Source organism: Methylobacterium gregans, from assembly GCF_022179245.1.
Classification (GTDB): Bacteria; Pseudomonadota; Alphaproteobacteria; order Rhizobiales; family Beijerinckiaceae; genus Methylobacterium; species Methylobacterium gregans.
Window position 1 is genome coordinate 1 of the sequence record NZ_BPQM01000029.1, and the last position, 13,091, is coordinate 13,091.

At 69.4% G+C, this 13,091-nt stretch carries 12 protein-coding genes and 1 pseudogene; 5 read left to right on the plus strand and 8 right to left on the minus strand.

Annotated elements, in window-relative coordinates:
• The 3 genes from MFF54_RS07110 to MFF54_RS07120 form a co-directional block, all read right to left on the minus strand.
• Positions 1-678, minus strand: a 678-nt coding sequence (locus MFF54_RS07110) for a pyruvate kinase (RefSeq protein WP_238301923.1), incomplete at its 3' end; no start/stop codon positions are given.
• Positions 679-912: 234 nt separating this feature from the next.
• Complete coding sequence (locus MFF54_RS07115; RefSeq protein ID WP_238301924.1) at positions 913-1,989, minus strand: tartrate dehydrogenase; 1,077 nt, start codon at positions 1,987-1,989, stop codon at positions 913-915.
• Between the two features lie 40 nt (positions 1,990-2,029).
• Complete coding sequence (locus tag MFF54_RS07120; RefSeq protein WP_238301925.1) at positions 2,030-3,328, minus strand: MFS transporter; 1,299 nt, start codon at positions 3,326-3,328, stop codon at positions 2,030-2,032.
• A 151-nt stretch (positions 3,329-3,479) separates the two neighbouring features.
• Between MFF54_RS07120 and MFF54_RS07125 the strand changes: the two genes are divergently transcribed.
• On the plus strand, positions 3,480-4,196 hold the full coding sequence (locus MFF54_RS07125; protein ID WP_238301926.1) for a GntR family transcriptional regulator: 717 nt from the start codon (positions 3,480-3,482) through the stop codon (positions 4,194-4,196).
• A 162-nt stretch (positions 4,197-4,358) separates the two neighbouring features.
• Here the strand turns inward: MFF54_RS07125 and MFF54_RS07130 are convergent, their stop codons facing one another.
• The 4 genes and pseudogenes from MFF54_RS07130 to MFF54_RS07145 form a co-directional block, all read right to left on the minus strand.
• Positions 4,359-4,907, minus strand: a complete 549-nt coding sequence (locus MFF54_RS07130) for a cupin domain-containing protein (RefSeq protein ID WP_238301927.1) — start codon at positions 4,905-4,907, stop codon at positions 4,359-4,361.
• A 20-nt stretch (positions 4,908-4,927) separates the two neighbouring features.
• Entirely contained in the window at positions 4,928-5,875 is a 948-nt protein-coding gene (locus tag MFF54_RS07135) for an ABC transporter substrate-binding protein (RefSeq protein ID WP_238301928.1), read from the minus strand.
• Positions 5,875-6,972: an LLM class flavin-dependent oxidoreductase gene (locus tag MFF54_RS07140; RefSeq protein ID WP_238301929.1), complete on the minus strand. Its 1,098-nt coding sequence runs from the start codon at positions 6,970-6,972 to the stop codon at positions 5,875-5,877. The genes MFF54_RS07135 and MFF54_RS07140 overlap by 1 nt, the downstream gene beginning before the upstream one ends.
• A gap of 18 nt (positions 6,973-6,990) precedes the next feature.
• A pseudogene (locus MFF54_RS07145) lies at positions 6,991-7,137 on the minus strand (acyl-CoA dehydrogenase); the annotation flags it as partial.
• Positions 7,138-7,810: 673 nt separating this feature from the next.
• On the opposite strand from MFF54_RS07145, the gene MFF54_RS07150 reads away from it, so the two are divergent.
• From MFF54_RS07150 to MFF54_RS07165, 4 genes are all read left to right on the plus strand, one after another.
• A complete protein-coding gene (locus MFF54_RS07150) occupies positions 7,811-8,893 on the plus strand; it encodes an ABC transporter substrate-binding protein (RefSeq protein WP_238301930.1) in 1,083 nt (360 codons plus the stop codon).
• Positions 8,894-8,902: 9 nt separating this feature from the next.
• Positions 8,903-9,898 (plus strand): ABC transporter permease, encoded by a 996-nt coding sequence (locus MFF54_RS07155; RefSeq protein ID WP_238301931.1) that lies wholly within the window; start codon positions 8,903-8,905, stop codon positions 9,896-9,898.
• Entirely contained in the window at positions 9,892-10,701 is an 810-nt protein-coding gene (locus tag MFF54_RS07160) for an ABC transporter ATP-binding protein (protein ID WP_238301932.1), read from the plus strand. Before MFF54_RS07155 ends, MFF54_RS07160 begins: the two co-directional genes overlap by 7 nt.
• 77 nt (positions 10,702-10,778) lie before the next feature.
• Complete coding sequence (locus tag MFF54_RS07165) at positions 10,779-11,729, plus strand: aliphatic sulfonate ABC transporter substrate-binding protein (protein ID WP_370880302.1); 951 nt, start codon at positions 10,779-10,781, stop codon at positions 11,727-11,729.
• An 18-nt stretch (positions 11,730-11,747) separates the two neighbouring features.
• On the opposite strand, the gene MFF54_RS07170 is transcribed toward MFF54_RS07165, so the two are convergent.
• The gene (locus MFF54_RS07170; protein ID WP_238301933.1) at positions 11,748-13,082 is read right to left on the minus strand and encodes an LLM class flavin-dependent oxidoreductase; all 1,335 of its coding nucleotides are present in this window, start codon (positions 13,080-13,082) and stop codon (positions 11,748-11,750) included.
• Between the last annotated feature and the right edge of the window lie 9 nt (positions 13,083-13,091).

Sequence of the window (13,091 nt, forward strand, 5' to 3'; positions counted from 1 at the left end):
GATCGGCGACCGGGCCGGCATCATGACCAAGGTCGAGAAGCCGGCCCGGTCGCCGATCAGGCCGCGTGCCTCGATCACGTCGGAGGGCTTCTGCACGAAGGAGAGCGCCACCCAGTCGACGCCGAGTTCCAGCCCGAAGGCGAGGTCCGCGCGGTCCTTTTCCGTCAGCGGCGACAGGTCGAGCAGCGTTCCGGGCAGGTTCACGCCCTTCCGGTTCGTGATCACGCCGGCCGTGACGACCTCGGCCTCGATCGCGGCGGCCTCGACGCCGACGACGCGCACCCGCACGCGGCCGTCGTCGATGAGCAGGTCCTGGCCCGGCACGACGGCGGCGAAGATCTCGGGGTGGTGCAGCGGGATCGCGTCCTTGCCGCCGTCCGCACCGTCGAGCACGAAGCGCACGCGCTCGCCGGCCGCGAGATCGAGCCGTCCGTCCCTCACGGTGCCGACGCGGATCTTCGGGCCCTGCAGGTCCTGCAGGATGCCGATCGGACGTCCGACCTCGGCCTCGAGTGCGCGGATCGCGGCGTGGACCCGGGCGTGGTCGGCCTGAACCCCGTGACTGAAGTTCAGACGAAAGGTGTCGACGCCTGCCAGGAAAAGGGCCTTCAGCATCTCCGGCGTGTTGGTCGCCGGGCCAACGGTGGCAACGATCTTGGCGTGGCGGTGACGGCGCATGATTCGCTCGGCCGAGGGCGGCCGCCTCTGCAGGATAGGGTCGGACGATCAGCAGCGCGCGGGCCGCTGCCCACCGGTCGGGAAGCGTCAGCCCGGGGGCAGACAGTAAGGGTGGCCCGCCGCCGTATCCAGCACGGAGTGAACCACCTCGGCGGCCGACCCGATGGCCGGGTCGGCCGCTGCCACAGCAGCCGCGAGGAGCAGCCGCGGATAACGCCGGGCTCGACCCGGCACCTACTCGTTGTCGCCCTGCAAGGCCGTGATCACCGCATCCGTGACCTGCCGGGTCGTCGCCTTACCGCCGAGATCGGGCGTGTGCAGGTTCGGATCCGCGGTGACGCGCTCGACCGCGCGCATCAGCCGGTCGGCCGCGGGCTTCTCGCCGAGATGCTCGAGCATCTGGCACGCAGTCCAGAAGGTTGCGATCGGGTTGGCGATGCCCTTGCCGGTGATGTCAAAGGCGGAGCCGTGGATCGGCTCGAACATCGAGGGATAAGTCCGCTCCGGGTTGATGTTGGCCGTCGGCGCGATGCCGAGCGAGCCGGCAAGCGCGGCGGCCAGATCCGAGAGGATATCGGCGTGCAGGTTCGTGGCGACGATGGTGTCGAGCGTCTCCGGCTTCATCGTCATCCGCATGGTCATGGCATCGACCAGCATCTTGTCCCAGGTGACATCGGGAAAGTCCCGCGCCACCTCGGCCGCGATCTCGTCCCACATCACCATCGCGTGGCGCTGCGCGTTCGACTTGGTGACGACGGTGAGCAGCTTGCGAGGGCGCGACTGCGCCAGCTTGAAGGCGAAGCGGATGATGCGCTCGACGCCGGAGCGGGTCATCATCGAGACGTCGGTGGCGACTTCGTTGGGATGACCCTGGTGGACGCGCCCACCGACGCCAGCGTACTCGCCCTCGGAGTTCTCGCGCACGATCACCCAGTTCAGCTCAGGGCCCGTGACGTGGCGCAGCGGGCTGGTGATGCCCGGCAGGATCCGGGTCGGGCGCACATTCGCGTACTGGTCGAAGGGCTGGCAGATGTTCAGCCGTAGGCCCCAGAGGGTGATGTGATCCGGAACGTCCGGCGCGCCGACGGCGCCGAAGAAGATTGCGTCGTGGTTCTTGATCTGCTCGCGGCCGTCGGCGGGCATCATCACGCCGTGCTTCTTGTAGTAGTCCGAGCCCCAGTCGAAGTGGTCGAACTGGAACTTGAAGGTGCCGGTCTTCTCGGCCAGCGCGTCGAGTACCTCGATGCCGGCGGCGATGACCTCGATGCCGATGCCGTCGGCCGGGATGGCGGCGATCTTGTAGGTCTTCATGGGGCGTGTCCTCTCTTGGCTTGAAGGATGTGTGGGGAGATCAGCGCGCGACCGCGCCGGTGGGCTCCGGACGCCGCCCGGTACGGGCGACGATGAGGGTGACGACCGCCGACAGGATCAGCAGCGCGGCGACGAAGATCAGGCCGCCGGTAAAGCTGCCGGTCTGGTCCTTGATCCAGCCGATCGCCCAGGGACCGACGAACCCGCCGAGATTGCCGATCGAGTTGATCGTGGCGATGCCCACCGCCGCGGCGGGGCCCGACAGGAACATCGTCGGCATGGCCCAGAGCGGAGGCTTGGCCGCGCTGATCCCGACATTGACCAAGCTGAGCGCCGCGATCACCGCGGCGACCGAGGCGGCCCCGCCAGCCAGAACGAGCCCCGCGGAGGCGACGAGACAGGCGATGACGACATGCCACTTGCGCTCGCCGGTCTTGTCCGAATGGCGGGCCCACAGGATCATCGCGACGACCGCGATGGTCGGCGGGACGCCGTTGAGAAAGCCGACCGCCATGGTCGACAGGCCGAAGCTCTTGATGATCTGCGGTGCCCAGATGCCGAGGGTGTAGAGGCCGGCCGAGGTGCCGAAGTAGACCAGCGCCAGGGCGAGCACACGAATATCGGCGAGACCGGCCATGATGCTGTGCTTGGCCGCCGTCTGCTTCGAGGCGCGCTCCGCATTCATCTCCGCGACGAGCCAGGCGCGCTGGTCGTCGGGGAGCCACCGCGCCTTCTCGGGACGGTCGGTCATGTAGAACAGCACCACGACGCCGAGCACCACGGCGGGCACGGCCTCGATGAGGAACATCCACTGCCAGCCGTGCAGGCCCAAGATGCCCTCCATCCCGAGCAGGGCGCTTGAGATCGGCGAGCCGAGCACCACCGAGATCGGGGCCGCCGCCATGAACAGCGAGACGACGCCGGCGCGGTAGCGGGCCGGGAACCAGTAGCTCAGGTAGAGGATGATGCCGGGAAAGAAGCCGGCCTCGGCCGCACCGAGCAGGAAGCGCAGCGTATAGAAGCTGTACTCGCCCTTCACGAAGGCGAAGGCGCCCGAGATGATCCCCCAGGTGATCATCACGCGGGCGATCCAGATGCGGGCGCCGACCTTGTCGAGGATGATGTTCGACGGCACTTCGAACAGAAAATATCCGAAGAAGAACACACCTGCTCCGAAGCCGAACACGGCCGAGGAGAAGCCGAGATCCTTGTTCATCGTCAGCGCCGCAAAGCCGATGTTCACGCGGTCGATGAAGGCGATGAAGTAGAGCAGACAGATAAAGGGTACTAGGCGCCACGCGACCCTGCGCATGGTTGCCCGCTCAAGCGAACCGTCCATCGTTTCCTCCTGGGGTACCAGCATGCGTTGATCTATGTGCGCCAACTTGCATGCAAGATGGCCTTCTGCTGCGCCTTTTCGCGCATCCCGTCAACCCCGTATTGCACCTTGCATGGAAGATGATACGAATGAGGGTCAGGCGGAGGATGAGATGGCGCGGATGCGAGGGGCAGCGAAAACGGTGCCGGCTCAGGAGGTTGAACGGCGTCCATCTCTCGTCGACGACGCCTACGCGGCTCTGAAGCGGGCAATCCACGACTCGAGCTTCGCGCCCGGCTACCAAGCATCCGAGCAGGAGATCGCGCTGCGTCTCGGGATGAGCCGGACACCCGTGCACGAGGCCGTGATTCGCCTGCAGGAAGATGGGCTGGTGCGCGTGCTGTCCCGGCGCGGCGTCCTGATCTGCGCCCTCGCACCCGAGGACATGCGGGAGATCTACGACGTCATCGTCGCCGTCGAGGGCCGCGCGGCCGAATTGCTGGCTTCACTCCCGGATGCCGCGCGGGAGGCCGTGGCTTCCGAACTCGCCGACTACACGGAGGCGATGGCCTGTGCTTGGCAGGACAGGGATCTTCCGAGCTGGGGACAGGCGGATGCGCGCTTCCACCGCGCACTCGTCGAGCGGGCGGGCAACGGGCGGATGACTCGGATCATCCAGACCATCACCGATCAGTCGCATCGAGCCCGCATGCTGACGCTCAAGCTTCGGCGCGAGCTCGGGGCCTCCGTGACCGAGCACCGCGCCATCATCGACGCGATCCGGCTGGGGGATTCGGCAGCGGCTCAAGGCCGCGTCCACGACCATCGCCTGCGGGCCCGAGACGAGCTTCTGCCTCTGCTGGAAAGCTTCGGGCTGAAGCACCTGTGACCGGCCTCTCCTGCTCTCGCAGCAACACTCACCCGTCCGGATAACGCCGTCATGCAGTGTGGCGGCCGTCCGGACGCCTGAGAGCGCCACGATGCAGGCGGCGGTTCCGGTTCTATGGTGCGCTCCCCGTCCTCTCACGGATGCACGGTCACGGTCGCACGGTCACGGATGCTTGTGGATCGGATCCACCCAGTAGACGGTCTCCGGGCGCTCGGCCGCGTCCACATCCGGCAGGTTGACCACGACGGCCTCGTTGTCCGAGCGCACCAGCACACAGTGCAGGGGCTCATCGTTCGAGGCATTGATCTCCTGGTGCGGCACATAAGGAGGCACGAAGATGAAGTCGCCGGGTCCCGCTTCGGCCACGTATTCGAGCCGCTCGCCCCAGCGCATGCGGGCTCGGCCCGAGACGACGTAGATCACGCTCTCCAGCGCGCCGTGGTGGTGCACGCCGGTCTTGGCATCGGGCTCGATCGCCACCGTGCCGGCCCAGATCTTCTGCGCGCCGACCCGGGCGGCGTTGACGGCCGCCTGCCGGAACATGCCCGGCGTCTGAGCGGTGTTGGGGTCGAGCCGGTCGCCCGGGATGACCCGCACCCCATCGTGCTTCCAGCGCTCGGCAGGGGCGTCCTGCCCGTGCGTGTGGGCGTCGATATGGTCGTGTGCATGGCCGTCATGGTCGTGCGTGTGGCCGTCGCCGATGTCGTGCATGTCGCTGCCTCCCATCGCCATCATCGCACGGCCGCCAGGGCTTCGGAAAATCCGGGATCGAGGATCGCCTCGGCCCGTGGCGCGGGGGTCTTGGGAATCAGCCCCGCACGCACATAGAGGTCGATGAGGCGCTGCGCGTCGGCGGTCACCGCTTCATCGATCGGAACGGTGCGGTACTGGGCCCGCCCGAACCAGCGCAGGGGAACGGCTTCCGGCAGGCCGATGAGTCTCGACCAGACCTTTGCGTAGGGCGCGGGGTCCTTCAGCGCCCAGGTGCGGGCCTGAGCGAGGCGGGCGGCGTAGTCGGCCAGAAGCACCCGTTTCGTCCTGAGGGCCGCATCGCTCGCCACCGCATAGCTCAGACCCGGCGTGATCCCGTTGCCGTCGCGTACCACGCGGACGAGGCCGGCGAGTTCGGCCGCCGAGGTATAGGGCTCCCAGGTCGCCCAGGCATCGACCGAGCCGGAGGCCAGGGCGAGCTTGGCATCGGCCGGCGGTAGGAAGTGGAAGCGCACGCTGTCGGCGGCCAAGCCCGCCTCTTCGAGGGCGGCGAGCACGACCTGATGGCCGATTGAGCCGCGGTTCGTTGCGATGCGCTTGTCCTTCAGATCCTGCACGCTGTGGATCGGCGTCTCGGGCCGGACGAGGATCGCGAGACCGTCCTGCCGGTTGCGGAAGGCGAAGAAGGCCTTGACCGGCACGCCGGCCGCGGCCGCGAAGGTGAAGGGCGCGTCGCCCACCCCGCCCGCATCGATCGCACCGGCGTTCAGCGCCTCCAGCAGCGGCGCCGCGGCCGGGAATTCGCTCCACTCGAGCCGGTAGGGCAGGCCATCGAGGACGCCCGCCGCCTCCATCAGGGCGCGGGCGTTGCCGCGCTGGTCGCCGACGCGCAGCACCTCCTCGGCACGCGCGGTCGGGCCGGCCAGGAGCGCGAGAAACGCCGAGAACGCGAGGATGAGGGCGCGCATCAGGCGGCCTCCGCCGTCGCGCGGCGACGGGCGAGCAGATCCCTGAAGGCGGGCAGCAACGCACGTCCGTACTGGAGTGCGTCCTCCAGCGGATCGAACCCGCGGATCAGGAAGGTGCGCACCCCGAGGTCGTGGTAGTCGAGGAGCGCGTCGGCCACCTGCTCGGGCGTCCCGACGAGCGCGGTGGAACTGCCGGCCGCGCCGGTCTCGGCGGCGATCGCCGTGTATAGACGCTTGTCGAGACGCGGGCCCGCTGCGGCCGCTGCCAGCAGGCGCTGCGAGCCCACGTTCTGGGGCGTCGCGGCGGGTCCGAGGCCCCTGGCCGCCCGCACCGCGCGGGTCCGCGCCAGGATGTCCTCCGCCCGCGCCCAGGCCTGCGCCTCGGTCTCGGCCAGGATCGGTCGCACGGAGAGGCTGAAGCGCGGCGATCGCTCATGCCGCACGGCCTCGATGCGGACACGGGCGATCAGCTCCCGCACCTGCTCGTACGTCTCGCCCCAGAGGGCATAGGTGTCGGCGTGGCGTCCGGCGACCGTGAGCGCGGCCGGCGAGGCGCCGCCGAAATAGACCGGGATCTGCGTAACGGGCCTCACCTCCGAGAAGCCGCCTTCGACCCGATAATGCGCGCCGGCATAGTCGAACGGTGTCTCAGAGGTCCAGGACAGCCGGACGATGTCGAGGAACTCCTGCGTTCGTGCATAGCGCTCGTCCTTGGTCAGTTTGTCGCCGTCCTTCGCAAGATCCCGGTCGTCGCCGCCGCTGATCGCGTGGACCGCGACGCGGCCGCCGGTGAGCTGATCGAGCGTCGCGAGCTGTCGCGCAGCGATCGTGGGTGCGACGAAGCCCGTGCGGTGGGCGATCATCAGGCCGATCCGCTCCGTCACCGCTGCGATCTCGGTGGCGATCAGCAAAGGGTCGGGCGCCGTCGAGTAGGAGGCGACGAGCACGCGGTCGAAGCCGCCCCATTCGTGCGCCCTGGCGAGAAGGTGCAGGTAGTTGCGGTCGATGACAGGCCCTCTCGGCTCCCGCGTCTCGGAGACCTCGCGCGGGGCAACGAAGCCGATGAATTCGGTCGGTTCGGGGGAGAGCAGGCTCATGGAGATCTCCTTCGGGGATCAGCGGCCGAGGGCGGTGCGGCCGGCGGCTCGCACGGCATCGCCCTGCGGCCGGTGGATGCGTGCGCGCAGGACGTCGCGCAGGTGCCGCTCCAGCGGGTTTGCCTGTGCGTGCGCGGCGGTCCCGCAGAGTTCAGCCCGCTGCTGCAACGCCAGCCCGGCCTCGTACCGGCCCGCGAGGTTCCCGTGCGGGAAGCTTCCGTTGCGGTCGTGCTCTGCGGCGCTGCCGGCGAAGACCTCGACGAGCGTAGCGGCGGGATCGGGCGGTGGAACGGCGACGGTCATCTGAGATCGGGAAGGCGGGCCGACGCGGCTGAGGCCGCAAGCAACGCCTTAGGGTCGGACCAGGCCGTCAGATCGTCAACGAAGCAGATTTCCAAAAAATCGTAGGATAAAGAAATGTTACTCGTGCTTTGCCCGCACGAAATAGGGCGATCATACCCTGCACGATCACGTGCTCGCACGTCATCTGCCTCTCATTGTCGAATGACGCTGAATGGAAGTGTGCATGCCGAGGTTGTCCATCAGAGGGGGTGGCTCGAGGCGAGGCGAGCTGCCGGCGTCGCGCTCATGTCTCCGAATGCAAGAACGTTCTCGCAGGATCGGGGTTGGGCGATCACGATTTCACATCATGCCATCGAGAATGAGAAAACGCTTTCGTTGACATCGCGACCCCGTGATTGAAGATTGAATACATCGGTTCCACAGAGAGCTGCTCCCGGAACAACGCGAGTCCGCTGTCCGACCCATCGGACGGTCCTGCCTGCGTGCCGTTCATCCGTGCGACCCGCCGCCCGCAGCGCGGCACCCGGAGACCACCATGACTGACGTGCTTCGGCGTCCCGGCCACGCTCCGTCGCGCCGGTTCCTGCTGAGCGCAGGCGCGGCCGCCGCGGCCCTGCCCTTGTTCGGCGTGAGCGCCGGGCGCGCCTGGGGGCCCGGCCCCGGCGCGCCGTTCGATCCCGGCCCGCTCTGCAGCCCCGCCGCCGCCGAGGGGCCTGCCGGTCCGCTGAAGCCGATCAAGCTCGCCTGGAACGCTACGGCGATCTGCACTGCCGCGGCGCCGCTGGCCAAGGAGCGGGGCATCTTCGCCAAGCACGGGCTCGACGTGGAATTCGTCAATTTCGGCGGCTCGACGGAGGCGTTGCTCGAGGCCATCGCCACCGGCAAGGCCGATGCCGGCATCGGCATGGCGCTGCGCTGGCTGAAGCCCCTGGAACAGGGCTTCGATGTCAAGATCACCGCGGGCCTTCACGGGGGCTGCCTGCGCCTGCTCGCCGCAAGATCCGCCGGCATCACCGATGTCGCCGCGCTCAAGGGCAAGACCATCGCGATCAGCGACCATGCGAGCCCGGCCAAGAACTTCTTCGGCCTCCTGCTGGCGAAGGCCGGGATCGACCCCGAGAGCGGTGTCGAATGGCGGCAATACCCCGCCGACCTCCTGAACCTCGCCGTCGAGAAGGGCGAAGCGCAGGCGCTCGCCGATTCCGACCCGCGCACGTGGATCTGGCTGAAGAACCCGAACTTCACGGAGGTCGCCACCAACCTCTCCGGCGCGTACGTCGACCGCACCTGCTGCGTGGTCGCGGTGCGCGGCAGCCTGATCCGCAACGATCGCGCCGCCGCCTCCGCGCTCACCCGCGCCATCCTGGAGGGCGGACACCGCGTCCACGAGAATCCGGGGGAGGCCGCCCGCATCTTCTCCGGCTACGGCGGCAAGGGCTCCGTCGAGGATCTGGCCGCAATGCTGCGCAGTCAGCACCACGGCGACCGCCCGGTAGGGGCCGACCTCAAGCGGCAGCTCGTGCTCTACGGGGACGAACTCAAACAGGTGAACGTCCTCAAGCGCACCACCGACACGGCGAAGTTCGCCGAGCGCGTCTACGCCGACGTGCTGAGCTGAGAGGGATTCATGGCTAGCCTGACCGGCGTCGTCCGGGCGCCCGCAACCGCCCAACACCTCCCCCGCCTGCCGCTTCGTGTATTGGCGGCCGGGGCAGCCTGGAGCGCGCTCGCCGCCGCAACATACCTTCTGCCGGAGGAGGGCGACTTTCCCTACACGGCCGCCTTCGCGGGCACCGCTCTCGTCCTCGGGCTGGCCTTGCCGTTCGCATCCGCCCTCTGCAGCCAGCTCGGGCGCTTCGGCGCGTCGCTCGCCCACTGGACACCCTGGCTCGCCGCCTTGGCGGCCGGCTTCCTCGCCTGGGAGCTGATCACCGCCAAGTTCAGCCTCCTGCCGATGCCGTTCTTCCCGCCACCGCAGGCGATCCTTGAGGTGTTTCTGGAGGACGGGCCGAAGCTCGGCGGCAGCATCCTCGCCTCGCTGAAGCTGCTCCTCGGGGGCTACCTGATCGGGGCGGCACTCGGTTTCGCGGCGGGGGTCGCGATCGGCTGGTCGAAGGCGGTCGGCTACTGGGCTCACCCGGTCCTGCGCTTCGTCGGGCCGCTGCCTGCCACCGCGTGGCTGCCGCTCGCCTTCTTCGTCTTTCCCTCCTCTTGGTCGGCCAGCACATTCCTCGTGGCACTCGCCACCGGCTTTCCCGTCACAGTGCTAACCTGGTCGGGCGTGGCCGGGGTCAACAAGGCCTATTTCGACGTGGCGCGCACACTCGGGGCCTCGCAGAGCTTCCTCGTCCTGCGGGTGGCGATCCCGGGCGCGCTGCCGCACGTCTTCGTCGGCCTGTTCATGGGGCTCGGTGGCTCGTTCGCGGTGCTGGTGGTGGCCGAGATGCTGGGCGTGAAGTCGGGCCTGGGCTGGTACCTGCAATGGGCGCAAGGGTGGGCGGCCTACGCGAACATGTACGCGGCGCTGATCGTGATGGCGCTGATGTGTTCGGGGCTGATCACCCTACTGTTCGCCTTCCGCGACCGGGTTCTCTCCTGGCAGAAGGGGCTGGTGCAATGGTAGCCGCGACGCGCGAACGGCCCGACCCCGGCGTCGCCGCCGGGACCACCCCGGTGGGCGGCGCCCGGCTGACGGTCGAGGCCGTCTCCCACGCCTTCGGCATCCGCGGCACCCCATTGCCGGTGCTCGACAGGCTGAGCCTCGACGTGGAACCCGGCGGCTTCGTGGCGCTGCTCGGCGCCTCGGGCTGCGGCAAGTCTACCCTGCTGCGGCTGGTCGCCGGCCTGGAGCCGCCGGATACCGGCCGCATCGCGGTCGACGGCGCGGCGGTGACGGGGCCGGATCCGTCCCGCCTCCTCGTCTTCCAAGACCCCACCCTCTATCCTTGGCGCACGGTGCGAGGGAACGTGGTGCTCGGTCTGGAGGCGCGGGGCATCGGACGCGAGCGGGCGGCCCGCGCGGATGCGGCCCTGCGCCTCGTGGGCCTCGACGGGTTCGCCGAGGTCTACCCGCACCAGCTCTCGGGCGGCATGGCCCAGCGCGCGGCGCTGGCCCGGGCGCTCGTCAACGAGCCCCGCCTCCTCCTGCTCGACGAGCCGCTGGGCAAGCTCGACGCCCTGACCCGGCTCGCGATGCAGGCCGAGATCCTGCGGCTCTGGCAGCGCTCGCGCTTCACCGCCGTCTTGGTCACGCACGACGTGGAGGAGGCCTTGGTGCTGGCCGAGCGGGTGATCGTGCTCTCCGAGCGGCCGGCCGCGATCCGGGCCGACATCCCGGTCGACCGACCCTACCCGCGCCACCGCGACGATCCCGAACTCGTGCGCCTGCGCCGCGAGATCCTCGGGATTCTCGGCCAGCCGACCTGAGCCGGTCGCCGCCACCGAGCCCACGCCGCTGCGCGGGCTCACTCGCGCTTCTCGCAATCCCATCCTTCGAGGACCCGATGTCCCTGTCCCGCCGCGCCCTGCTCGCGGGCCTCGCCGCCCCAACTCTCCTCGGCCGTCCGGCCCGCGCCGCGACGACGTTGCGCATCGGCTACCAGCGCTCCTCGACGCTGGTCGCACTGCTGCGCCAGGACGGTAGCCTGGAGGAGGCACTCAGGGCCCAGGGCACCGGCCTGTCCTGGCACGAATTCACCAGCGGCCTGCCGATCATGGAGGCGCTGAACGCCGGCCAGATCGATGTTTCGGCCGACGTCGCCGACACGGTGCCGGTCTTCGCGCAGGCGGCAGGGGCACACATCACCTACGTCGCGCAGGAGGCGGCCTCGCCCGAGGCGCAGGCGATCCTCGTGCCGGCGGGCTCCCCCGCGCGCACCGTTGCCGACCTGAAGGGCAAGCGGGTCGCGGTGACAAAGGGCGCGGGCAACCACTTCCTGGTGCTCGCCGCCCTTAAGGAAGCCGGGTTGAGCTTCCGCGACATCGTGCCGGCCTACCTCACGCCCGCGGACGGACGGGCGGCGCTCGCGAGCGGCGGCGTCGAGGCCTGGGCCGCCTGGGACCCGTTCCTGACCGCGGCGCAGCAGCAGGCTGGCGCGCGGGTGCTGCGCGACGGGGCCGGGCTATCCCTCTACAAGCGCTATTATCTCGCGGCCGACACCTACGTGGCGGCCAACGGCCCGGCGCTGGGCGTGCTCTTCGCCAGGCTCGCGCAGACCGGGGCCTGGGTGAAGGCGAACCCGGCCGAGGCCGCCGCTCGGCTCGCTCCGCTCTGGCGGCTGGAGCCGGACATCGTCGCGGCGGCCAACACGCATCGCAGCTACCGTGTCGAGCCTGTCACGCGCGAGGGCCTCGCCGAGCAGCAGACGATCGCCGACGCGTTCCGGACCGAGGGGCTGCTGCCGCGCCCCGTCGACACCGCCGCCCTCGGGATCTGGGCGCCGCCCGTCCGCTGAGGGCGGCGGGGCGCGGCCCTATCGCGGAGCGGGAGAGGGGACCGGCGGCGGGCGCGAGCCGAGATGCCCGCGCAGGGTCCGGGCCTCGTACTCGTCACGGAACAGGCCACGGCGACGCAATTCCGGCAAGACGAGCGTGATGAAGTCGTCGAGGCCGCCGGGCAGCGTCGCCGGCATGATGTTGAACCCGTCCGCACCACCGGCCCGGAAGCGCGCCTCCATCTCGTCCACGATCTGGGTCGGGGTGCCGACGATCTGCGAATGTCCGCGCGCGCCCGCGATCCGCAGGTAGAGCTGGCGCAGGCTCAAGCCCTCGCGGCGGGCGAGATCGAACATCAGCTGCTGGCGCGACTTGGCACCGTCGGTCTCCGGCAGCTCCGGAACGGGCCCGTCGGGATCGTAGGCAGAAAGATCGAAGCCGCCGATCATGCGTTCGAGCAGCGCCAGCCCGACCACCGGATCGATCAGGTCCTGCAATGCCTCGAACTTGGCCCGAGCCTCGGATTCCGTGCGTCCGACCACCGGGAAGAGGCCCGGCATCACCTTGAGATCGTCAGGGCGGCGGCCGAAAGCGGCCATGCGGCCTTTCAGGTCGCCGTAGAACTCCACGGCCTCGGCGAGGGTCTGGTTGGCGGTGAAGACGATCTCGGCAGTGCGAGCGGCGAGATCCTTGCCCGGTCCCGACGACCCGGCCTGCACGAGCACCGGCTGGCCCTGCGGCGTGCGCGAGATGTTGAGTGGCCCCCGCACCTCGAAATGCTTGCCCCGGTGGTCGAGCGGCCGGAAGCCGTCCGGCTTCGAGAACTGGCCGCTGGCGCGGTCGATCACCACCGCGTCGTCGTCCCAGGTGTTCCAGAGGCCGAGGACGACGTCGACGAACTCCTCGGCACGCTCGTAGCGGTCGGCGTGGCGCGCGATCCGATCGTTGCCGAAATTGGCGGCCTCCGCGTCTGTCGCCGAGGTGACGAGGTTCCAGCCTGCGCGGCCGCCGCTGAGATGGTCGAGCGAGGCGAAGCGACGGGCGACGTTGTAGGGCTCGTTGAAGCTCGTGGAGGTGGTGGCGACCAGACCGATCCGGCTGGTGACGGCGGCCAGCGCCGAGAGCAGCGTCACCGGCTCGAAATGGGTCGAGCGGGCGGTGCGCTCGCTGGAGCGCAGGTTGGTGTCGCGGATGCCAGTACCGTCTTCGAGGAAGACGAGATCGAACTTCGCGGCCTCGGCCTTCTGCGCCCAGCCGACGTAGCGTTCGAGGTTGATCCCGCCGTCAGCTTCGCTGGAGGGATGTCGCCAGCCCGCGATGTGGTGGCCGGTCGCGTAGAAGAAGGCGCCGAGGCGCAGGGTGTTCTGGGTCATGTACCGGTC